We start from the raw sequence: 21692 nt of genomic DNA, 5'->3' as shown, positions 1-21692 counted from the left end.
GCCATGGCCGCGAGGTAGAGGGGCTTGTCGGAGTACGCCGTCCGGCCCAGGTGGTTGGTCCCGGCGACCCCCAGCGTCACGACGAGCGCGGCTCCGGCGACGAGCGCGAGCTCGCGACGCCACCATCGGCGTACACCAGCTCGTCGTCCCACGGTCATCGACGCACTGTACGCCCGGGCCGCCGCCGATCACGACGGGGTCGGCGCGGAGGTAGGCAGGGACGCGTACGAATTCACCTCCGACTATCGTCGGAGCGTGACCGAGAACTCCGCCGCGCCCGCCTCCCCCAGCTCCCCCGTGGACCCCACGACGACGACCGCCTGGACGGCCCTCGCGAGCCTCCGGGACGGCCTCGAGCCGGACCTGCGAGGCTGGTTCGCCACCGACCCGGGCCGCGCCGAGCGCCTCACGCTCCAGGCCGGCGACCTCACCGTCGACCTGTCGAAGAACCTCGTGACCGACGACGTCCTCGCGCAGCTCGTCGCCCTCGCGCGCGACGTCGACGTGCCCCGGCGCTACGCCGCGATGCTGCGTGGCGACCACATCAACGTCACCGAGGACCGCGCCGTCCTGCACACCGCGCTGCGTCGCCCCGACGGCGCCGAGCCCGAGCTCGTCGTCGACGGCCAGCACGTCGACGACGACGTCCACGAGGTCCTCGGCCGCGTCTACGAGTTCGCCGACAAGGTGCGCTCGGGCGAGTGGACGGGCGTCACGGGCAAGCGCGTCGAGACGGTCGTCAACATCGGCATCGGCGGGTCGGACCTCGGGCCGGTCATGGTCTACGAGGCGCTCAAGCCGTACGTGCAGCCGGGCCTCGAGGCGCGGTTCGTCTCCAACATCGACCCGTCGGACGTGTACGAGAAGACGGCTGACCTCGACCCCGAGACGACGCTGTTCATCGTCGCGTCCAAGACGTTCGGCACGCTCGAGACCCTGACCAACGCGCGCCTCGCCCGCCAGTGGCTCTGGGACGCGCTGGTCGCGAACGGTGCCATCAGCGACACCGACGAGGCCCGCACCGCGGCCGTCGGCAAGCACTTCGTCGCGGTCTCGACGGCGCTCGACAAGGTCGCGGCGTTCGGCATCGACCCGGCGAACGCGTTCGGGTTCTGGGACTGGGTCGGCGGCCGCTACTCGGTCGACTCGGCCATCGGCACGTCCGTCGCGATCGCCGTCGGCCCGGACGCGTTCGAGGAGTTCCTCGCCGGGTTCCACGCGATCGACGAGCACGTCCGCACGACGCCCCTCGACCAGAACGTGCCCGTCCTGATGGGGCTGCTCAACGTCTGGTACACGAACTTCCTCGACGCGCACACCCACGCCGTCCTGCCGTACGCGCAGTACCTGCACCGCTTCCCGGCGTACCTCCAGCAGCTCACCATGGAGTCGAACGGCAAGTCGGTCCGCTGGGACGGCACGCCGGTCACGACCGAGACCGGCGAGGTCTTCTGGGGCGAGCCCGGCACGAACGGCCAGCACGCGTTCTACCAGCTCATCCACCAGGGCACGCGCCTCATCCCGGCGGACTTCATCGCCGTCGCGAACCCGGCCCGGCCCCTCGCGGACGCCACCGGCGACGGCGGTGCCGTCCAGCCGGGCGCGGACGTGCACGCCCTGTTCCTCGCGAACTTCTTCGCGCAGACCAAGGCCCTCGCGTTCGGCAAGACCGCCGACGAGGTCCGTGCCGAGGGCACCCCGAGGCGATCGTCCCGGCCCGCGTGTTCTCCGGGAACCGTCCGACGACGTCGATCCTCGCCCCCACGCTCACGCCGTCCGTCGTGGGACAGCTCATCGCGCTCTACGAGCACATCACGTTCGTCGAGGGCACGGTCTGGGGCATCGACTCGTTCGACCAGTGGGGCGTCGAGCTGGGCAAGAAGCTGGCGCTCGAGATCGCCCCGGCGGTCGAGGGCGACGCGGCCGCGCTCGACGCTCAGGACCCGTCGACCAAGGCGCTCATCGCGAAGTACCTGGAGCTGCGCGAGTCCTGACGCCACCACGCCCGACGGCGAAGGGGCAGTGCGCTGCTCCCCGCCCCGGACCCAGCCAAGATCCAGGTCCACCGCGTAGAGTGTGGGTGATCCGCACCACGAGCGTTCGCTCATCTCCAGGCTGGGAAGTCGACCCGAGCACCTGCGAGGCAGCGTGACCGCACTCACTCCCACCGTCCGTCCGGCCGTGACGCCGGGCTCCGCGACACCACGCGAGGCCGCGACCGGCACGTACGCGGCCCTCCTCCGGACGGTGCGCGACGCGGGTCTCCTCCGTCGCACGCTCGGGTTCTACGGCACGACGGCGGGTGTGCTCGCCGCGGCGTTCGCCGGTGTCTTCGTGGGCGTCGCGCTGCTGGGCGACACGTGGTGGCAGCTCGCCCTCGCCGGCGTCCTCGGCGTCGTGCTGACGCAGTTCGCGTTCCTCGGCCACGAGGCGTCGCACCGGCAGATCTTCACGTCGGGCCCGGTGAACGACCGGGTGGGCCGGTGGCTCGCGAACGGCGTCGTCGGGATCTCGTACTCGTGGTGGATGAACAAGCACACGCGGCACCACGCCAACCCGAACAAGGTCGGCAAGGACCCGGACATCGAGTTCGACACGATCTCCTTCACCGAGGAGCAGGCCTCGCAGCAGAAGGGCTGGCGGGCCGTGCTGACGCGCCGGCAGGGCTGGATGTTCTTCCCGCTCCTCACGCTCGAGGGGCTGAACCTGCACTTCGCGTCGATCAAGAGCCTCGTCACCGACCGACGCGAGGGCTGGGTCCGCGAGATCGTCACGATCTCCGTCCGCCTGGCCGTGTACCTGGGCCTGGTGTTCTGGCTGCTGCCGCCCGGTATCGCGGCGGCCTTCGTCGGGGTGCACCTCGCGGTCTTCGGCGTGTACATGGGGGCGTCGTTCGCGCCGAACCACAAGGGCATGGCGATCATCCCTCACGACTCGAAGCTCGACTTCCTGTCGCGCCAGGTGCTGACGTCGCGCAACATCGTGGGCGGACGGATCGTCTCCGACCGTGGCCTGACCCAGGTCTACGGCGGCCTCAACTACCAGGTCGAGCACCACCTCTTCCCGAGCATGCCGCGGCCGCACCTCGCGAAAGCTCGCGAGATCGTCCGGGAGCACTGCGCGCGAATCGGCGTGCCGTACACGGAGACGACGACGCTGCGGTCGTACGGGATCGTCGTGAAGTACCTCAACCGCGTGGGCCTCGCGGCGCGCGACCCGTTCGACTGCCCGACGTTCAGGACCCTACGGCGCCAGTAAGGGGTCCGGGCGCCGTGGCGCCGGCGTTTGTGCGCCCGCGCGTCGCGCGCGTCGCGCGCGAGGATCGAACCTGCGCACCCGACGGAGGGCAGGGAGACGACATGAGGTTCCGCGCGACGCTCGAGCTCAATGGGAAGACCGCTACCGGGATCGAGGTGCCGCCCGACGTCGTCGAGGCGCTGGACGGCGGCAAGCGGCCCGCCGTCCGCGTGACGATCGGCGACCACGCGTACCGCTCGACGATCGGCGTGGCGGGCGGGCGGACGCGGCTCCCGGTGAGCGCAGAGAACCGCGCGCGGGCAGGGATCGCCGCGCGCGCCGCGTTCGACGCGGTGTCGTTCAGCGGGAAGCGCCGCTACGTGGACCCGATCGTGCAGGCCAAGGCCCCCGAGACCCGCGAGCGCCGTACCGCCAAGGCCGTCGCCGACCTTGACTGAGCAACGCTCAACGCTTCGTCCTACTCGTCGGAAGCCATCGAATGGCCGGCCCCCGTTGGGGCCCTTCCGGATCCTTGATCACCACGTTGGCTGCCCTGAGCTCGTTGAGCATCTGTGACGCCTGCTGAACGTCGAGGTCGAACATGTTGCGGATGGTCTTGTTGGTGATCCATCCGTATTCGTTGAGATGCGCCTCCACGCGTGGCCGAGCAGATTCGGCCCTTGCTCGATGCTGGACGGCCGTCCCTAACGCGGATGCCACGCTGGGTCGGAGCCGCCAACGCAGACCTCGACGAGCATCTCCGTCCCTCTCGATCAGCGCATCAGCCCCGACCGCGAGGACTTCGAGCCGGTCCGTCGCTTCTTGCTCGCTGACCTGCAGCAGGCGAGCCGCGTCTGCCGGCGTGGCAGTCGGGCGCTGACAGAGGTGAGCAAGGACGAGCATCGCGTCCACGTTGTCTCGCATCGTGCGTGGGAGCGTGGCGACAAAACCAGCGAATGCGCGATTCGGCGCGCCGCTCGTGAAATAGACCTCGACCGAGTAGTCGTCAGTCCTGATGCCCGGCGCCTGCTGCCCGACTCGAATCTGCTCTCGAAACATTCGGTCGATGCCCCGAGACGCGCGCTCAGCGAGCCCCAGCTGCTGGAGTGCCGCCATCAACGTGACGTTTCGGGGCGTCGAGACCGTGCTCAACAGACGATCCTCCGTCACCCCGAACGGCAAGGCGCCGGGCGACCACACCCTGAGCGCGTTCGGCGAGTGGTCGACGACGACCCGTTCCGGTCTCGCGTAGTCGCGATGCACCAAGGCGTTCGTGACAGCCTCGTCCACGGCGATCGGTGAAAAGTCCGGTAGTGCGACTTCCTGCCCGCCTGCGAGCGCGATGTGACCGACCTCCGGGTCGATCGCGGAGCGGATCGCGGCGAGCGTGTTCGGGAGCAACAGGACCAGGGGTTCACGGAACCGTCGGATCGATGGCTCGGCTCCCGCCGCAGGTCGCGACAGCATGTCGAGAACGTCGAGTTCCGGAGTGCAGAAGAGGATCTCGCCTGCGGTCAGCAGCCGATCGTCACGGTCGACGACGTTGAGCGAGCGGAGCAGGCTCACGTCATCGAGGTCCGCCATCTGGCTCCGGAGGTCCACGAGCCGGCCGAGTAGCCGCCGCGCCTCTTGGAGTGCCGACGAGGAGACCTCACTGATCGAGCGATCCGAAGGTCGAGCAGTGAAGTCGGGGTTCCGCCGATCGTGGGCGAGAGCGCGACGAGCATCTTCTGTGAGTGGAGCACAGGAGGTTCCGGACCGAGCCAGGGCCTTGCCCTTGCTGTCAGTGACGAGATCGAGCGCCTCGGGGACGGTGACCACACCAACAGGCGAACACCGAGGTACTCGATCTCCTCGATCGGCACTGTCAGAGCCGGTCGAGTGTTCCCGTAGATACGGTTGCGGAGGAAGGTGGGGTCTTCGTTGGTCCCGAGGAAGGCGGCCGCCCCTGGCGTGCGGTCATCGACGCCGAGCACGATCCGCCCGCCCCGTCCGTTCGCAAAGCAGACCACAGCGTCCACGAGCTCCTCGACGAGACGAGCCCGCGGGTTCCCAGGAGCCCCGCGACCCGTCACGGTGTGCGGATCGCGTTTGAAGTCGAGCGTCTCCGTCTCGACCGAGCGCGCCTCGGCGCCGTCAGCGATGCGTTGGAGCGCGTCACCCAGCGGATCGAGTTTCATAGTGAGTTTCGAGCACAGCAGACACTGCAGCGAAGCAAGAAACTCGGAAAAAACTCCGTGCCGTCGGGCCCAGGAACGTCAGTCCCGCGTCGCGACGACGAACGTCCGCCGGAACGGCAGGACGGTCCCGTAGGCGCGCTCCGGGTACGCCGCCCGCAGCCTCGCCTTGTACTCCTCCACGAAGGCCGGCCGGACGTCGTCGGGCAGTGCGGCGAGGACCGGTCGCGCGCCGGTCGCGGAGATCCAGGTGAACACCGCGTCCGGCCCCTGGAGGACGTGGAGGTACGTCGTCTCCCAGGCGTCGACGGTCCAGCCCGGCTGTGCGAGGACCTCGAGGTACTCCTCGGCGCGATGCACGTGGACGCGCGCCGTCCCCTGCGTCCAGCGGGCGTACGGCTCGGTCGCCGCGAGCTCGTTCAGGATCGCGTGGCTGGGCGCGTCCTGGTTCGCGGGGACCTGGACCGCCAACGTGCGTGCTCCCGGGCCTCGCCCCAGCAGGTCCCTCCAGCGCGCGAGCACGTCCAGGTGCCCGGGCACCCACTGCAGGGCGGCGTTGCTGACCACAAGGTCGGGGGCGGCGTCGGGCGCGTAGTCCGCGAGGTCACCGAGGACGAACTCGGCCTCGTCGCCGTGCTCCGCCCGCGCCTGCTCGACCATCGCGGGCGACGAGTCGACCCCGGTCACGACGGCGTCGGGCCAGCGGGCGTGGATCGCCGCGACCAGGTGGCCGGGCCCGACGCCCAGGTCGAGCACGGTGCGCGGCGTCCCCGGGACCCGGGCGAGGAGGTCGACGAACGGCCGGCTGCGCTCGTCGGAGAACCGCAGGTAGTGGCGGGGGTCCCAGTCGGACGGGCGCGCGGTCACCGGTGCAGGACCCGCCGCGCGAGCGTGTTTCCGAGCATCTGCGCGAGCTGCACGAGCACGATGATCACGGCCACCGCGACCCAGGTCACGATGTCGTTGTAGCGGTTGTAGCCGTACTGGATCGCGAAGTTGCCGAGCCCGCCGGCACCGACGGCGCCCGCGACCGCGGACATGTCGAGGATCCCGACGAACAGGAACGCGTACCCGAGGATGAGCGGCGCGAGGGCCTCGGGCACCAGGACGCGGACGAGCGCGTTGACCTTCGACGCGCCCATGGCGCGCGCCGCCTCGATGACGCCCGGGTCCGCGGAGACGAGGTTCTGCTCGACGAGGCGCGCCGTCGCGACGATCGTCACGACCGTCATCGGGAAGATCGCGGCCTGGACGCCGAGCGTCGTGCCGGTGATCGCGAGCGTCGCGGGCCGCACGGCCGTGAGGAAGATGATGAACGGGATGGGCCGGATCAGGTTGACGACGAAGCTCAGCACCCCGTACGCCCAACGGCTCTGGTAGAGGCCGCCGCGACGGGTCGCGTAGAGCGCGAGACCGTAGACGAGGCCGATGATCCCGCCGATGACGAGCGCGGCGAGGACCATCTGCAGGGTCTCGCCGATGGCCTGGCGCAGCAGCGGGCCGTCGTAGTCCCAGGTCCACTCGTTGGTACCGTGCACGATCATCGGGCGCCTCCTCCTCCTCGGGCAGGACCCAGCGGGCGTCGGGCCGCGGGTCGGCGGCGGTCCCGAGGTCGACGACGGACGCCGCCTCGGCGAGGCGCGCGAACGCCTCGTCCGCCTGGGGTCCGGTGAGCTCGAGCGTGAGCGAGCCGAACGGCCGCTCCCCGACCTCGGTGACGCCGCCGAACACGACGGCCGCCCGCGCGTCGAGCCCTGCCGTGAAGGTGGTGACGTCGAACCCGCGACCCGTGTCCGGGAGCGCGACGACGGCGAGACGGCCCGGGTGCCGGTCGCGCAGCCGCTCGACGACGTCGGGCGCGGGACGGTCCTTGAGCGCGGTCTGGATGAACCGCCTGGTCGCGGGCGTCTGCGGGTCGGCGAAGACCTGGTAGACGTCGCCGTGCTCGACGACCTTCCCCCGCTCCATGACCGCGACCTTGTGGCACACGTACTGGACGACGCTCATCTCGTGCGTGATCACGACGATCGTCACGCCGAGCTCGCGGTTGACGCGCCGGAGGAGGTCGAGGACGTCGCGCGTCGTCTCGGGGTCGAGGGCGCTCGTGGCCTCGTCGGCGAGGAGGATGTGCGGCGACGTCGCGAGCGCGCGGGCGATCCCGACCCGCTGCTTCTGCCCGCCCGAGAGCTGCGCCGGGTAGGAGCGGGCCTTGTCGGACAGCCCGACGAACTCGAGCAGCTCCGCCACGCGCGCGCGGCGCTTGTCGCGCGACCAGCCCGCGAGCCGCAGCGGGTACTCGACGTTGCGCGCGACCGTCCGCGCGCCGAACAGGTTGAACTGCTGGAACACCATGCCGATGTTCGCGCGCAGCTCCTGCAGGCCGCGCTCCCCGAGCTCGGTGACCCGGCGGCCGTCGACGTCGACGGTCCCGGCGTCGGCGCGCTCGAGCGCGTTGATCAGCCGGACGAGCGTCGACTTGCCCGCCCCCGAGTAGCCGACGACGCCGAAGACCTCGCCCCGCGCGATCCGGAGGCTGACGTCGTCGACGGCGCGCACACCCCGCGCGACGCTCGCCTCGCCCCGGCCGCGCCCCGCGAAGAACTTGGACACGCCGTCGAGCACGATGATCGGGTCGGCGCCCGTCCCCGTCGTTCCTGGTGCTGCACTCATGCGGCTCCCGCTGCCTCCTCGGCTGGCCCTGCCGTCGTCCTGCGTCCGATCACACCACCGCCGTCGCGGTCCCGCCCGCGAAGACTCGCGAAGCAGTCCTCCGCGCGGACTACCTCGCCGAAGTACCCAGCCCGGGACGACCGCTTCGGCGAGGTGGTCGTCCGGGCGGGGTACGTCGCGGAGTCAGCCCTGCTTGAGCTGGCCCTCGACGTCGGTCAGGTACTTCTGCAGGTTGGCGGCCGACTCGTGGACGATGACCGCGGTGCCGCCGGAGTTCTTCTTCAGCGCGTCCTCGACCTCGGCGGTCTGCGCGAGCTCGACGAGCTTCGCGTAGACGGCGTTGTCCTTGTCCTTGGCGCGCGTGGCCCAGATGTTGATGTACGGCTTGGCGGCGTCGCTGGACGGGTCGTCCTGGGCGATCGCATCCGTCGGCTCGAGGCCCGTGTCCTTGATGTAGTCGTTGTTCACGACGGCGCCCGCGACGGACTTGTCCTGCAGCGACCGGGCGGTCTGGTTCGCGGCCACCGAGGTGACCTTGACCTTCGACGTCGAGGTGTCGACGTCGGCCGGCGCGGCCGAGAGCGACGGCGTGCCGTCCTTGAGCGTGATCAGCCCGGCCGAGGCGAGGACGCCGAGCGCTCGCGCCTGGTTGGTGCCGTCGTTCGGGATCGCGATCTGCGAGCCGGCCGGGATCTCGTCGACGCTCTTGTACTGCTTTGAGTAGAGCGCGAGCGGGTAGATGGCCGTCGAGCCGATCGGCACGAGGTCGCCCTTGCTGTTGTTGTTGTAGTCGGCCAGGAACAGGATGTGCTGGAACTGGTTGAGGTCCAGCTCGCCCGAGCTCGTGGCGGGGTTCGGCTGCTGGTAGTCGCTGAAGTCGACGAGCTTCACGTGGATGCCCTGCTTCTCGGCGAGGTCGGTGAAGACCTTCCACTGGTCGCCGTCGGCGCCGACGACGCCGATCTTGACCGGGTCGGACGCGGAGCCCTTGGTCGCGTCGTCGCTGCTGCCGGAGTCACCGGACGAGCAGGCGGCGAGGACGAGCGCGGTGGCGGCGGCGACGGCCGTCGCGACGAGCGAGCCGCGGAACCGGCGGCGGGTGCGGGACATGTGGTTCTCCAGTGGGTCGGGGCGCGGGGTCGCGCCCGGTGGGGTGCCCGTGGTGCGGGCCGAGCGGGAGTCCGGTTCTCGTCGACGACGACCGGACGGCGGGCAGCACGCGGAGTGCCGGGGTTGGTGCCGGGCGGACCGGCGGGCGCTCGCCGGTGGCGTGGGCGGACGCGCGGCGCTCGCCGCGGTCCCGCCGACCGGAGGTCAGAGCACGGGGCGACAGCACCGACAGCCCGCGGCGCGCACGACGGGCGCCTGGGGCATTCGCTCGCCGCAGCGGGCGGTGGTCGGGGTCATGTGACAAGCCTGTGCCGGATCCGGGCCGGAGTCCAATCGATCGGCATCACATCTCACTATCCGAGACGCGCGAATGAGACGCGCGTCACCCGTTGACGGTCGCGGTCACTTCTGTTTATGGTCTACACACTGCGTACGAGATACACACCGCGTGCGACGCACACGGTGGCTGGAGCACCACGAACGACAGGAGACAGGCCATGAACGACCCGATGATCGCCGTCCGGGACCTGCGCAAGTCCTACGGCTCGCACCACGTCCTGCGCGGCGTCGACCTCACGGTCCGGCGCGGCGAGATCTACGCCCTGCTCGGCCCCAACGGTGCCGGCAAGACCACCACCGTCAACATCCTCACGACCCTGGTCCCCGCCGACGCCGGGACCGTCACGGTCGCCGGCGCCGACGTCGCGAAGCACCCCGCCCAGGTCCGGGCGCTCGTCGCCCTCACCGGCCAGTACGCCGCCGTCGACCCGTTCCAGACCGGCGAGGAGAACCTCGTCATGATGGGCAACCTCGCGCACCTGCCCCGCCGGGCCGTCCGATCCCGCGCCCAGGAGCTGCTCGAGCGCTTCGACCTCACCGACGCCGCCCGGCGCCCCGCCTCCACCTACTCGGGCGGCATGCGGCGGCGCCTCGACCTCGCGATCAGCCTCGTCGCGTCCCCCGCGGTGCTCGTCCTCGACGAGCCCACCACCGGCCTCGACCCCGCGTCGCGCGCCCAGCTCTGGGAGGTCGTCCGCGACCTCGCCGGCGACGGCACCACCGTCCTCCTCACCACGCAGTACCTCGAGGAGGCCGACCGCCTCGCCGACACCATCGCCGTCCTGCACGACGGCGTCGTCGCGGCCCGCGGCACCGCGAGCGAGCTCAAGGCGCTCGTCGCCGGCGACCACGTGCGCATCGCGTTCGAGGACGCCACGTCCCTCCGCGCCGCCCGCGACCTCGCCCCCGCGGCGGGGCTCGCCGTCGTCGACGTGGACGAGCGCGACCTCGCGCTCACCACCCCCGCGACCGACCCCGTCGCCACGATCCGCGAGGCGCTCGCCCTCGCCGACCAGCACCACCTCGCCCTCGCGGGTGTCAGCGTCGTCAAGCCCACGCTCGACGACGTCTTCCTCGCCGTCACCGGCGCCCCCACCAGCACCACGGCCAGCAAGGAGAACGCACGATGACCACCCTCGCTCCCACCGCACCCGCACCGCGGCACCTGCCCGTCGCGACCGCCACCCCCGCCGCGCCGTCCGTGCTCACCGGGCTCCGCGACATGGGCACCATGACCGCCCGCGAGATCCGCCGCACGCTCCGCAGCGTCGACGGCCTGATCACCGCGTTCGCGATCCCCGTCGCGATCATGCTCGTGTTCGTCGTCATCTTCGGCGGCGCCATCGACAGCAGCGGCGACTACATCAACTACGTCGTGCCCGGCACGCTCGTCCTGTGCCTCGGCTTCGGCTCGGCCGCCACCGCGACCGCCGTCGCCCAGGACATGACGAGCGGCACCATCGACCGGTTCAAGACCCTCCCGATCCTCGGACCCGCGCCCCTGTGGGGGCACGTGATCGCGAGCGTCGTGCGCAACCTCGCGTCCGCGGCCGTCGTCCTCGGCGTCGCGGTCGCGCTCGGGTTCCGGCCCGACGCCGACCTCCTCGGCTGGGTCGCCGTCGTCGGGTACGTCGTCCTGACCGTCCTCGCGTTCACCTGGATCTGCGCGGCCGCCGGCCTCGTCCTCAGCGTCGACGCCACGCAGGCCCTCAACACGGTGTTCCTGTTCCTCCCCTACCTGTCCAGCGGCTTCGTGGCGGTCGGCACCATGCCGAACTGGCTCCACGGGTTCGCCGACAACCAGCCCTTCACCCCGATCATCGAGTCGCTCCGCGGCCTGATGTCCGGCACGCCGGACGCCTCGACGATCTGGACAGCCGTCGCCTGGCTCGTCGGCTTCCTCGCGGTCTCGATCACGCTGGGCTCGCTGGCCTACCGCCGCCGGACGGCCCGCTGAGCTCGTGGCGACCGTGGTCGGGCCCGGCGAGAAGGTGGGGTGGGGTGTGCGCGACCTACCATCCGGCCGCTCGTTCCTCGCGGCCTCCCGCCAGCCCCGCCACGGTCGCGCACACCCCACCCCACCCCTCGCCTCCTGCGTCCGGCTCGGTTCAGAGCTGGCCCAGCGGACGGATCACGACCTCGTCGATCGCGACGTCCGACGGCTGGTCGAGGGCCCACGCGATCGTGCGGGCGACGTCGTCGGGACCGAGCACCGGTCCCGGCGGCGTGCCGCCGCGTGCGGCCCAGAACTCCGTGTCGACGCGGCCCGGGGCGATCAGGGTGACGCCGACGCCGTCGGGCACGGTGAGGAGGCGCGTGTTCTCCGCGAGGGCGCGCGTGGCCCACTTCGTCACCGAGTACATGTTCCCGGGAGTGTTCCTGATACCCGCGACCGAGCCCACCATGACGATGCGGCCCCGCGTCTCGCGCAGGTGCGGGAGGGCGGTGCGGACGAGGAGTGCGGGGCCGAGGACGTTGACGTCGAGCATGGCCCGCCAGGCGTCGGGGTCGCCGGTCGCGACGTCGTCGTGCGACGAGAAGCCGGCGTTGGCGACGACGGCGTCGAGCCTGCCGAACGCCGTGACGGTGTCCGCGACGGCGCGTTCGACGTCCGGCTGGACCGACGCGTCGGCGACGACCGTGATCAGGCGGGCGGCGCCGTCGTCGGGCAGGGTGGCGGCGAACGCCTCGAGGCGCGCCGCGTCGCGTCCGGTGACGGCGACGTGGTGCCCGGCGTCGAGCAGGAGGCGGGCGGTCGCGGCCCCGATGCCGCTCGCGGCGCCGGTGACGAGCGTGACGGGCGGTTCCGTGGGAGTGGTCATGCACCGATCGAACACCGCGTCACCCAGGATGGACAGCGTGCAGGAGGATGGACGACGTGACTGAGCCCGACCCGACCGACGCGACCCCACCCGCCGAGGCGCCCGAGCTGCCCCACGGGCTCGCGCTCGCCTGGGGCGTCGCAGCCAGCCCGAACCGGGGCCCGCGCCGCGAGCTCAGCATCGAACGCATCGTCGACGCCGCGATCGAGCTCGCCGACGCCGACGGCCTCGAGGGCGTCTCCATGGCGAAGGTCGCGGCCCGTCTCGGTTACACCACGATGTCCCTGTACCGGTACGTGACCAGCAAGGACGACCTGCTGCTCCTCATGCAGGAGGTCGTGCTCGACGTCGAGGCGCCGCCCGCGCACGAGCCGCCGGACTGGCGCGCCGAGCTGCGCGAGTGGGTGCTGTTCACCAAGGCGGTCCTGGGCGCGCACCCCTGGTACCTCGACATCCCCGTCCAGGGTGCGCCGCTCACGCCGAACAACCTGCGGATCGTCGAGAGCGGCTTGCGCGCCCTGCGCGACACGCCGCTCGACCAGGAGGAGAAGATGTCCGTCATCCTCCTCGCGTCGAACTACGGCAAGTCCGCCGCGCAGCTCGAGCGGGACCTCGCACGGGCCGTCGAGGCAGCCGGCGGCAACGACGAGGTGCTCGGCGGCGCCTACGTGGCGGTGCTGCGCGACCTCGTCGACGGCGAGCGCTTCCCCTACCTGCGGCCGCTCGTCGAGACCGGCGCGTACGTCGGAGAAGGTCAGATCGACGACGGCGCGTTCGGGCTCGAGCGGCTCCTCGACGGGGTCCAGACCTACATCGACGCGCGCGCGGCGGGGCTGCCGGGGGCCGGCCGGGACTTCGGCGGAGGCGCGGACCGGGTGGAGGGTCCGGCGCGCGTCGGCTCGCTCACGGGTTCCGACGACGACGTCCGCGCGGCCGCGGCGCTCGCGTCCCGCTACGCGCGCGACCCCCAGGTGAAGAAGGCCGCCGAGAAGCGCAAGGACGCCGAGAAGCGGGTGCGGGAGCTGCAGAAGGCCGTGCACGAGGCGGAGAAGAAGGTCCGCGAGGCCGAGAAGCGCGTGCGGGAGCTGCAGAAGGCCGAGGCGGAGGCGGCCAAGGCCGCCGCGCAGCGCGACGGCTCCTGAAACGACCCCCTCACGCGGCGAGGTGGAGACGGCGCGGCCCGAGCCCGACCCGGATCTCCTGGCCCCACGAGGCGATCAGCCGGTCCGACTCCATCCCGTCGCCGAAGACCACGAGCTCGTCCGAGGCGACGACCACCACGAGCTCGCCGTCCGGGCCGAGCACGCCCTCCGTGAGCTCGACGCCGGTCGTCGGCGACGGCCACGCCTCGCGGACGAACCAGGCCAGACGGTCGTCGGTCGGGCCGGGCAGCGCGCGCCCGCCGCGGTCGTGCGCGATCGAGGCGCACCAGCCGGTCGCGCCGGTGCCCGTCGAGACGATCAGGCCCGACGACGACTGCCGCTCGACGCGCCCACCTCCCGACCCGCCCAGCTCGATCCGGTACCGCGCCGACTGGTGCGACGGGTGCCCGACGAACACCTCGTTCAGCGCGGTGAGCTCCTGCCCGTCGTCGAGGACGGCGCGCACGGTGGTGAGCGGTGCGACCTGCGCCCGCCCGGGCGCGGCGAGGAGGCGGCCCGCGGCCCGCGCGTCGTGCCGGACGAGCACCCCGGGATTCGCGCCGGGCTCCGGGTCGACCCCGATCACGAGCTGCCCGTCGAGGTACTTCGCGACGTTCGCGACGAGGCCGTCCTGCCCGACGACCACGACGACGTCCTCGGGCGCCCACAGGAACCGTCCGAGGTCCGCGCGCTCGACCTCCGCGAACGCCCAGTCCCCCGGCACCGCGGCCGCGACGGACGCCCGCGCGGCGACGACGGCGTCGTGCCGGCGCTGGACGTCGTCGAGCGTGCGGCCACGGGTCCGGAGGAAGAACTCCGCCTGCCCGCGGGTGCCGTGCCGGTCGAGGAGCTCGTCGAGCTCGGTGCGCCGGTGCACGACGACGGCGCGTCGCCGCAGGCTCACCGCGCACCTCCGGCGGCCTGCGCGAACGCGGCGAGCGCGCCGGTCAGCAGGTCGGGCGTGATGGTGAGGTTGTCGACCTTGGGCAGCGAGCCGGCCGCGTCGCGCAACGCGAGGGCCAGCAGCGTGCTGCGGTCGACGTCCGCGTAGACGGCCATCGCGGCGGCGTCCTTGGCGGCCTCGGCCTCGCCGATGACGCGCACCTCCTGGGCGTGGGCGGTCGCGTCCACGTCACGACGCTCGGCGGCGGCCCGCGCCTCGACCAGCGCGGCGGCCGCGGCCTCCTCGGCCTCGCGCCGCGCGTTGGTGCCCTCCTGTGCCACGAGGTCCTCGCGCCGTCGGGCGAGCTCGATGCGGCTCGCGAGCTCGTTCTCCGAGATGGTGCGCTCCCGCTCGACGGCGAGCGCCCGCCGCTCGTAGGTCGCGCGGTCGGCCTCGGCCTGGACGCGCTCGCGGACCGGCGTCTGGAGCGCCTTCTCGACGTCGGCCTCGGGCCGGACCGCGAGGACGTGCACGCCGAGCACCTCGATGCCGGTCGACGTGAGGCGCGGGTCGGCGGCAAGAGCGTCCGTGAGGACCTGCCGCACCTGCCCGACGCCGACCTCGAGCGCCTCGGTGAGCGTGAGGGTCGCGACGTGGTCGACGGCGCGGCTCTGGGCGAGCTGGCCGATGATCGTCGCGACCTGCTGGCGGCCGGTCGCGACCGCGCCGGCGCCGTCAGGGCCTCCGGGGCGCGGCGGGAAGATGCCGAAGTCGAGGCGCTGCGCGACCGTGACGGGGTCGGCGAAGCGGAAGGTGACGTTGGTCTGGACGGTGACGTCCTGGTGGTCGCGCGTGGTCGCGTGGAAGAGGACCGGCAGCTCCTGGTCGGTGGCCGGGACCTCGCTCAGGACCGAGGTGGTCGGCGTGAACCAGAACGCCTGCCCGACGCCCTCGTGGCGGACGCGGCCCTTGGTGAGATGCACGACGTAGTCCGTCGGGGTGCCGAGGAAGCGGCGGCGTGCGGGGTAGTGCTTGATCGTGGCCATGGTGGCCTCCTTGGTCGGTTCTTCGTTGTCGTCGTATTGACGATAAGCCGGTTCCGATGTTCTCGTCAACTCGACGACAACCGGTTAGGCTGGGCCCATGAGCCGCGCCATCCCCACCCCGGGCCTCCCGCCCACCGCCGCGCTCCTGCCCGTGACGGTCGACGTCATCGGGCTCACCGTGCGCGGCGGCGTCCTGCAGGTGCTGCTCGTCCAGCGGCTGCTCGAACCCTTCGCGGGCGTGCTCGCGCTGCCCGGCGGGTTCGTCCTCCCCGACGAGACCCTCGAGGCCGCTGCCGCGCGCGAGCTCGTCGAGGAGACCGGCGTCGCGCCACCCGGGCACCTCGAGCAGCTCCGCACCTACGGGCCGCTCGACCGCGACCCCCGCGGACCCGTCGTGTCGGTCGCGCACCTGCTGCTCGCCCCCGCGTTCGGGTTGCCGGCCGCGGGCGGTGACGCGGCCGACGTCGCGTGGCACGACGTCCGCCCCCTGCTCGCGGGGCGCGGGGGCGCCGGGCGGGCGCTCGCCTTCGACCACGCGCGGATCCTCGCCGACGGCGTCGAACGGGCCCGCGCGAAGCTCGAGTACTCGGCGCTCGCGACGGCGTTCTGCGGGACGGAGTTCACGGTCGCCGAGCTCCGCTCGGTGTACGAGGCGGTCTGGGACGTCCGGCTCGACCCCCGCAACTTCCACCGCAAGGCCACCGGCACGCCCGGCTTCCTCGAGGACACCGGCCGGACCACGTCGGGCGGCACCGGGCGGCCCGCGGCGCTCTACCGGCTGGCCGAGGCCGCGGGCGACCCAGCCGCCGTCGTCCTCAACCCGCCGCTCATGCGCCCGGACGCCTGACCCGCCGACCCCGCCTCGCGCCGCCCCACCCTTCCCGCCGAACACGGGGTCTCCGCCCGTCCCGCTGCGCGGACAGACGCGGAGCCCGTGCTCGGCAGGCGGAGACCCCGTGCTCGGCATGGGGGTGCGAGACTCTCGACGTGCCCCGCCCCTCCAGAGCAGTCCACCCGGATCGGGCCGCGACCCGTCGCGCTGGCCCGCCTACAACGCACGACAGCTCGGACGGCCTCCGCGCGCGCTCCTGGCCCGCGCGCTCGACCTCGCCGGACCCGGTACCGGACGGCACGCCCTCGACCTCGGGTGCGGCGCGGGGATCGAGACGGCTGCGCTCCTCGCGGCGGGGTGGCGGGTCACGGCGGTCGACGGGTCGCCTGGGACCGCGGACCTCGTGCGCGCCACGGTTCGCGACGCCGGCCTCACGCCCGCCGACGGCGAGCTGACCGTCGTCGAGGCGGATCTCGCCACGACGCCGCTCCCGGCCGCAGACCTCGTCTACTCGGGCTACGCGTTGCCGCACCTGCCGCCGACGGCGTTCGGGCGGGCCTGGACGTCGGCCCGGGCGGCACTGGTGCCGGGCGCATGGCTCGCGGTCGACCTGTTCGGCGACCGCGACTCCTGGACCTCCGACGGTGCCGAGACCTACCTGACGCGCGGCCAGGTCGAGCGCCTGCTCGACGGGCTCGACGTCGTCGCGCTCGACGAGTCCGAGCACGACGGGCCCGCGTTCAGCGGCCCGAAGCACTGGCACGAGCTCACCGTGCTGGCGCGGCAACCATCCACCTGACCGGCTCCGTGCCGTGCGCCGAGCACGGGGTCGTGGGGTGACCGGTCAGGTCGAGGCAACCGGGAGGTAGACCCGACTCCCGGCGTCGACGAACTCCTCCGCCTTCTCGGCCATCCCCGCCTCGATCGCCTCGACGCTCGTGAGCCCGTGCTCCTCGGCGTACGCGCGCACGTCGGCGGAGATCCGCATGGAGCAGAACTTCGGCCCGCACATGGAGCAGAAGTGCGCGGTCTTCGCGGGCTCGGCGGGCAGCGTCTCGTCGTGGAACGCGCGCGCCGTGTCGGGGTCGAGCGCGAGGTTGAACTGGTCGGTCCAGCGGAACTCGAACCGGGCTTTCGACAGCGCGTCGTCCCGCTCCTGCGCGCGCGGGTGCGCCTTGGCGAGGTCGGCGCTGTGCGCGGCGATCTTGTAGGTGATGACGCCGACCTTCACGTCGTCGCGGTCGGGCAGGCCGAGGTGCTCCTTGGGCGTGACGTAGCAGAGCATCGCGGTCCCGGCCTGCGCGATCATCGCCGCGCCGATCGCCGAGGTGATGTGGTCGTAGGCGGGCGCGATGTCGGTCGCGAGCGGCCCGAGCGTGTAGAACGGCGCCTCGTCGCACCACTTCTCCTCGAGGCGCACGTTCTCGGCGATCTTGTGCATCGGGACGTGGCCGGGACCCTCGATCATGACCTGCACGCCGTACGACTTGGCGACCCGCGTGAGCTCGCCGAGGGTGCGCAGCTCGGCGAGCTGGGCGGCGTCGTTGGCGTCCGCGATCGACCCGGGCCGCAGCCCGTCGCCGAGCGAGAAGGTGACGTCGTAGGCGGCGAGGATCTCGCAGAGCTCCTCGAAGTGCTCGTAGAGGAACGACTCGCGGTGGTGCGCGAGGCACCACGCCGCCATGATCGACCCGCCGCGCGACACGATCCCCGTGACCCGACGCGCCGTCAGCGGCACGTACCGCAGCAGCACGCCCGCGTGCACGGTCATGTAGTCGACGCCCTGCTCGGCCTGCTCGACGACGGTGTCCCGGTACACCTCCCACGTGAGGGCCGCGGGGTCGCCCTTGACCTTCTCGAGCGCCTGGTAGATCGGCACGGTCCCGACGGGGATCGGCGCGTTCCGCAGGATCCACTCGCGGGTCTCGTGGATGTCGCGCCCGGTCGAGAGGTCCATGAGGGTGTCGGCGCCCCAGCGCGCGGCCCACACCATCTTCTCGACCTCCTCCTCGATCGACGAGGTCACAGCCGAGTTCCCGATGTTCGCGTTGATCTTCACCGCGAACTTCTTGCCGATGATCATCGGCTCCTGCTCGGGGTGGTTCCGGTTGGCCGGGATCACGGCACGCCCCCGCGCGACCTCGGACCGCACGAGCTCGACGTCGACCCCCTCGCGCGCCGCGACGAACCGCATCTCGTCCGTCACGACGCCGGCCTGCGCCCAGGCGAGCTGGGTGCGGGCGGTCCCGCGGTCGGTGGGGGCGGCGTCGGGCACGCGCCACGACGCGCGGAGCCGCGGCAGCCCGGCCCGCACGTCCGGCCGGGCGGGCTCGTCCTCGGTGCCCTCCGTGTACGGACCGGAGGTGTCGTAGACGTCGAGGTGCTCGCCGTTGGTGAGGTGGATGCGGCGCGCCGGGACGGCGAGCACGGTGGGGGCTGCGCCGTCGGGCGCGGTGCCCGGTGGCGGGACGGGCAGGTACACCTTGGTGGACCCCGCGATGGGGCCGGTGGTGATCTCGGTGGTGCGGCCAGCGAGCGCGCGGGCGCGCGCAGAGCTCTCGCTCATGATGTCTCCCTACGTCGGCATGACCCGGACAGGTTCGTGCGGTCGGCGACGCGTCAGTCGCCCTCTCAGCCCGCTGCTGCGGACTCCCGTGCTGTGCAGTTGTGCCGCCCACCCTAGCGCGCCTCCGGAACATCCCGGAGGCGCCGCAGCGGGTCAGTGCCAGTCGCTGATCTGGACGTCTCCGGGGGCCGGCTCGCCCACCCCGGTCTCGCCGAGTCGCTTGAGGCTCATGAGGAACGTCGCCCACTTGGTGGTGCAGTGCGCCATGAACTCGACCGGCTCGGCCCAGCCCTCGTGCCGGAACCGGACGATCGTGTACTCGCTCTCCTGCGCGAGCTCGAAGACGATGTGCGTGCCGATCCACTCCGCCGGGCCGTCGACGACCTCCCACCGTACGAGGTCGGGCCGGGACTCGAGCACCCGCACCGTGATGCTGCCGGGCTCGAAGTCGAACCGGATCTCGCCGCCGACGGCCGCGTCGCCCTTCGTGTCCTGGGTCCACCAGCCGGCGAGCCCTTCGATCGTCGTCAGCGCGGCGTGCACGGTCTCGCGGGGTGCGACGACGCCGACCCGCTGCAGGATGTCCACCATCTCGGTCTCCTCCCGGGAGCGCGGCCGTGTGTCACGGGCTGCGCACACCTGCAACCTGCAGGTTGCATTCCACAGTAGGGGTCCCGCATGCGATATGCAACCTCTAGGTTGCATTAGTGCGGCGCTACGCGACCGTCGGGCGCGCCGGCCGTGCGGCGCGGTTCGTGATCCCGACGGCGGACACCGCCCCACCCAGCGCGAGCAGCACCGCGCACAGGACCATCGCCCGGTGGAACCCGGCGACGTCGAACACGCTCCCGACGACGATCCCCGCGCACGCCACCGTGACCAGCCCGGCCACGCGCGCGACGGCGTTGTTGACGGCGGACCCGATGCCGGCGTCCTCGGTGGGCACGGCTCCGAGGATCGCGGCGGTCAGCGGCGCGACCGTGACCGACAGGCCGAGCCCCAGCAGGACGACGCCCGGCAGCACCTGCGACACGTAGCTCGCGTGGGCGTCGGTCCGCAGCAGCGTCAACATCCCGACCGCGGCGACCAGCGGCCCGGCCGCCATGAACCAGCGCGGCCCGAGCCGGCCCGCGAGCGCCCCGAACCGCGTCGACAGCCCGATCATCACGACCGTCGACGGGAGCTGCGCGAGCCCCGCCTGGAACGCCGAGTACCCGGCGACCTGCTGCAGGAAGATCGAGATCGCGAACGACACGAGCCCGAGCGCCCCGTAGACGACGAGCGTCGCCACGTTCCCGACGGCGAAGTTCCGGGCGTTGAAGAGGGACATCGGCAGCATCGGATCGGGGTCGTGGAGCTCCCAGACCACGAACGCGGCCAGGGCGGCGAGGCCGACGACGACGGGCGCCCACACCAGTGCGCTCGCCCAGCCCCTCGCGCCGAGCTCGATCAGCCCGAACACGGTCCCGGCGAGGCCGACGGTCGCCAGCGTCGCCCCGAGCCCGTCGATGTGCCGACCCGAGACGGTCGCCCCGCGCGGGACGCCGCGCAGCAGCCAGAGCGTCACGGCGATCGGGATCACGTTGATCGCGAAGACCCAGCGCCAGGAGAACGCGTCCACGAAGATCCCACCGACCAGCGGGCCCGCGAGCCCCGCGACGCTCGTCCAGGCGGTCCACGACCCGATCGCCTTCGCCTGGGCGGCGCCCGTGAACGTCGCGATGATGAGCGCGAGCGAGCTCGGCACGAGCAGCGCACCAGCGACCCCTTGGAGCGCGCGCGCCACCACCAGGAACACGCCGGTGGGCGCCAGGGCGCACGCGACCGACGTGACCCCGAAGCCCACGATCCCGACGACGAGGATCCGCTTGCGCCCGTGCACGTCGGACAGCGAGCCCGCGAGCAGGATGAGCGCCCCGAGCGTCACGAGGTAGGCGTCGACGACCCACTGCTGCAGCGCGAGCGCGTCGAGCCCGGAGTCGAGGGGTCCGGCGAGCTCGTCCGAGATCGCCGGCAGGGCCACGTTGACGACCGACCCGTCGAGGAACGCGACGAAGGACGCGAGGATCGCGACGGCGAGCACACGCCGCTGGGCTGGGGTCACGGGGTCCAGCGTGCGCCGCCTGGAACCGGCCCGCGCGGCGTCAGCCCGCGCGCTGCCACTCCGCGTCGATCCCGGCCGGCCGGAAGCCGAGGGCCACGTTGATCCCGAGCATCGCGTCGTTCTCCTGGGCGTTCCAGGTGTGGACGCGCTCCGCCGCCGGCCGGGTCCGGGCGAGCTCGGCGAGCAGCGTGGCCTTGACGAGCATCCCGAGCCGGTGGCCGCGGTGCTCGCGCAGGACGAGCGTGTCCTCCTGGAAGACGACGGCCGGCCTGCGGTCCGGCAGGGACACGACCGTGAAGCCCGCGAGCGTCCCGGTCGGCACGTGCTCGACGGCGCACACCACCGGGTGCGCCCCGCTCGCCAGGGTCCGGGCGAAGGCGTCGCGGACGCGCTCCGCGTCCCAGGGGTCCTCCTGGAAGTCGAGGCCGCCCGACGGCGCGTCGGTGCTCATGCGGGTCTGGAGCACGGCGATCCCGGCGAGGTGTTCGTCGGGGACCTCGTCCGTCCACACGTGCACCTGATAGTCCGGCCCCGCGGCGGCCTCGGCGCCGGCCCGCAGGGCGTGGAGGTGGTCGGAGTCGACCGGCAGGTCGAGCACCGAGTGCCGCGCGACCTGCTCGAGCGTGAACCCGTGCCCGACGGCGAAGCGGACGCCGGCGTCGGCGGCGGGGGCGCGTCCGACGCCGGTCGCGGGCTCGAGCGCACCGGGTCCGGGCGGCGGCTCGGGCGTGTGCGGCGAGTCGCCGGTGAGCACAGTCCGCCCC

20 protein-coding genes and 2 pseudogenes are annotated in these 21692 nt (G+C 72.4%); 9 read left to right on the top strand and 13 right to left on the bottom strand.

Annotated elements, in window-relative coordinates:
• Positions 1 to 255: 255 nt before the first annotated feature.
• The 3 genes and pseudogenes from pgi (at position 256) to QQK45_RS09000 (ending at position 3695) form a co-directional block, all read left to right on the top strand.
• Positions 256 to 1994, top strand: a pseudogene (pgi, locus tag QQK45_RS09010) (glucose-6-phosphate isomerase).
• A 154-nt stretch (positions 1995 to 2148) separates the two neighbouring features.
• Positions 2149 to 3258: a fatty acid desaturase family protein gene (locus tag QQK45_RS09005; protein ID WP_431310249.1), complete on the top strand. Its 1110-nt coding sequence runs from the start codon at positions 2149 to 2151 to the stop codon at positions 3256 to 3258.
• Positions 3259 to 3359: 101 nt separating this feature from the next.
• Positions 3360 to 3695 (top strand): YdeI/OmpD-associated family protein, encoded by a 336-nt coding sequence (locus QQK45_RS09000; protein ID WP_284292978.1) that lies wholly within the window; start codon positions 3360 to 3362, stop codon positions 3693 to 3695.
• Positions 3696 to 3702: 7 nt separating this feature from the next.
• Here QQK45_RS09000 and QQK45_RS08995 read toward each other — a convergent pair whose 3' ends face one another.
• The 4 genes from QQK45_RS08995 to QQK45_RS08985 all read right to left on the bottom strand — a co-directional run bounded on the left by QQK45_RS08995 (position 3703) and on the right by QQK45_RS08985 (position 6958).
• Positions 3703 to 4803, bottom strand: coding sequence for an ATP-binding protein (locus QQK45_RS08995; protein ID WP_284292977.1), 1101 nt, complete (start codon positions 4801 to 4803; stop codon positions 3703 to 3705).
• Entirely contained in the window at positions 4800 to 5417 is a 618-nt protein-coding gene (locus tag QQK45_RS23125; protein WP_431310248.1) for an AlbA family DNA-binding domain-containing protein, read from the bottom strand. The genes QQK45_RS08995 and QQK45_RS23125 overlap by 4 nt, the downstream gene beginning before the upstream one ends.
• Before the next feature lie 78 nt (positions 5418 to 5495).
• The gene (locus tag QQK45_RS08990) at positions 5496 to 6281 is read right to left on the bottom strand and encodes a methyltransferase domain-containing protein (RefSeq protein ID WP_284294988.1); all 786 of its coding nucleotides are present in this window, start codon (positions 6279 to 6281) and stop codon (positions 5496 to 5498) included.
• Complete coding sequence (locus tag QQK45_RS08985; RefSeq protein ID WP_284294987.1) at positions 6278 to 6958, bottom strand: methionine ABC transporter permease; 681 nt, start codon at positions 6956 to 6958, stop codon at positions 6278 to 6280. The genes QQK45_RS08990 and QQK45_RS08985 overlap by 4 nt, the downstream gene beginning before the upstream one ends.
• Positions 6959 to 7380: 422 nt before the next feature.
• On the opposite strand from QQK45_RS08985, the gene QQK45_RS22075 reads away from it, so the two are divergent.
• On the top strand, positions 7381 to 7614 hold the full coding sequence (locus tag QQK45_RS22075; RefSeq protein ID WP_348525383.1) for a hypothetical protein: 234 nt from the start codon (positions 7381 to 7383) through the stop codon (positions 7612 to 7614).
• Here the strand turns inward: QQK45_RS22075 and QQK45_RS22070 are convergent.
• Positions 7575 to 8084, bottom strand: a pseudogene (locus QQK45_RS22070) (ATP-binding cassette domain-containing protein); the annotation flags it as partial. The gene QQK45_RS22075 and the pseudogene QQK45_RS22070 sit on opposite strands and share 40 nt — an antisense overlap.
• Before the next feature lie 183 nt (positions 8085 to 8267).
• Complete coding sequence (locus QQK45_RS08975; protein ID WP_284292976.1) at positions 8268 to 9194, bottom strand: MetQ/NlpA family ABC transporter substrate-binding protein; 927 nt, start codon at positions 9192 to 9194, stop codon at positions 8268 to 8270.
• A gap of 497 nt (positions 9195 to 9691) precedes the next feature.
• Between QQK45_RS08975 and QQK45_RS08970 the strand changes: the two genes are divergently transcribed.
• On the top strand, positions 9692 to 10663 hold the full coding sequence (locus tag QQK45_RS08970; RefSeq protein ID WP_284292975.1) for an ATP-binding cassette domain-containing protein: 972 nt from the start codon (positions 9692 to 9694) through the stop codon (positions 10661 to 10663).
• On the top strand, positions 10660 to 11490 hold the full coding sequence (locus QQK45_RS08965) for an ABC transporter permease (RefSeq protein WP_284292974.1): 831 nt from the start codon (positions 10660 to 10662) through the stop codon (positions 11488 to 11490). Before QQK45_RS08970 ends, QQK45_RS08965 begins: the two co-directional genes overlap by 4 nt.
• A 151-nt stretch (positions 11491 to 11641) precedes the next feature.
• On the opposite strand, the gene QQK45_RS08960 is transcribed toward QQK45_RS08965, so the two are convergent.
• Complete coding sequence (locus tag QQK45_RS08960; RefSeq protein ID WP_284292973.1) at positions 11642 to 12355, bottom strand: SDR family oxidoreductase; 714 nt, start codon at positions 12353 to 12355, stop codon at positions 11642 to 11644.
• 56 nt (positions 12356 to 12411) lie between these two features.
• Here QQK45_RS08960 and QQK45_RS08955 point away from each other — a divergent pair, with 56 nt between their 5' ends.
• Positions 12412 to 13497, top strand: a complete 1086-nt coding sequence (locus QQK45_RS08955) for a TetR/AcrR family transcriptional regulator (protein ID WP_284292972.1) — start codon at positions 12412 to 12414, stop codon at positions 13495 to 13497.
• 10 nt (positions 13498 to 13507) lie between these two features.
• Here QQK45_RS08955 and QQK45_RS08950 read toward each other — a convergent pair whose 3' ends face one another.
• A complete protein-coding gene (locus tag QQK45_RS08950) occupies positions 13508 to 14401 on the bottom strand; it encodes a diacylglycerol kinase catalytic domain-containing protein (protein ID WP_284292971.1) in 894 nt (297 codons plus the stop codon).
• Complete coding sequence (locus QQK45_RS08945) at positions 14398 to 15426, bottom strand: SPFH domain-containing protein (RefSeq protein ID WP_284292970.1); 1029 nt, start codon at positions 15424 to 15426, stop codon at positions 14398 to 14400. Before QQK45_RS08945 ends, QQK45_RS08950 begins: the two co-directional genes overlap by 4 nt.
• Positions 15427 to 15523: 97 nt before the next feature.
• Here QQK45_RS08945 and QQK45_RS08940 point away from each other — a divergent pair, with 97 nt between their 5' ends.
• Both QQK45_RS08940 and QQK45_RS08935 read left to right on the top strand, forming a co-directional pair.
• The gene (locus QQK45_RS08940; protein ID WP_284292969.1) at positions 15524 to 16273 is read left to right on the top strand and encodes an NUDIX hydrolase; all 750 of its coding nucleotides are present in this window, start codon (positions 15524 to 15526) and stop codon (positions 16271 to 16273) included.
• A gap of 118 nt (positions 16274 to 16391) precedes the next feature.
• Positions 16392 to 17057 (top strand): class I SAM-dependent methyltransferase, encoded by a 666-nt coding sequence (locus QQK45_RS08935; protein ID WP_284294986.1) that lies wholly within the window; start codon positions 16392 to 16394, stop codon positions 17055 to 17057.
• A 45-nt stretch (positions 17058 to 17102) separates the two neighbouring features.
• Here QQK45_RS08935 and thiC read toward each other — a convergent pair whose 3' ends face one another.
• The 4 genes from thiC to QQK45_RS08915 form a co-directional block, all read right to left on the bottom strand.
• On the bottom strand, positions 17103 to 18824 hold the full coding sequence (gene thiC / locus QQK45_RS08930; RefSeq protein ID WP_284292968.1) for a phosphomethylpyrimidine synthase ThiC: 1722 nt from the start codon (positions 18822 to 18824) through the stop codon (positions 17103 to 17105).
• A 153-nt stretch (positions 18825 to 18977) separates the two neighbouring features.
• On the bottom strand, positions 18978 to 19415 hold the full coding sequence (locus tag QQK45_RS08925) for an SRPBCC family protein (RefSeq protein WP_284292967.1): 438 nt from the start codon (positions 19413 to 19415) through the stop codon (positions 18978 to 18980).
• Positions 19416 to 19539: 124 nt separating this feature from the next.
• On the bottom strand, positions 19540 to 20928 hold the full coding sequence (locus QQK45_RS08920) for an MFS transporter (RefSeq protein WP_284292966.1): 1389 nt from the start codon (positions 20926 to 20928) through the stop codon (positions 19540 to 19542).
• A 40-nt stretch (positions 20929 to 20968) separates the two neighbouring features.
• Entirely contained in the window at positions 20969 to 21682 is a 714-nt protein-coding gene (locus QQK45_RS08915; RefSeq protein WP_284292965.1) for a GNAT family N-acetyltransferase, read from the bottom strand.
• Between the last annotated feature and the right edge of the window lie 10 nt (positions 21683 to 21692).

The sequence above is a fragment of the Luteimicrobium album genome (assembly GCF_030161555.1).
GTDB classification, from domain to species: Bacteria; Actinomycetota; Actinomycetes; order Actinomycetales; family Cellulomonadaceae; genus Luteimicrobium; species Luteimicrobium album.
Note: the sequence above shows the minus strand (reverse complement) of the source record. Positions and strands in the feature narration are given on the sequence as shown.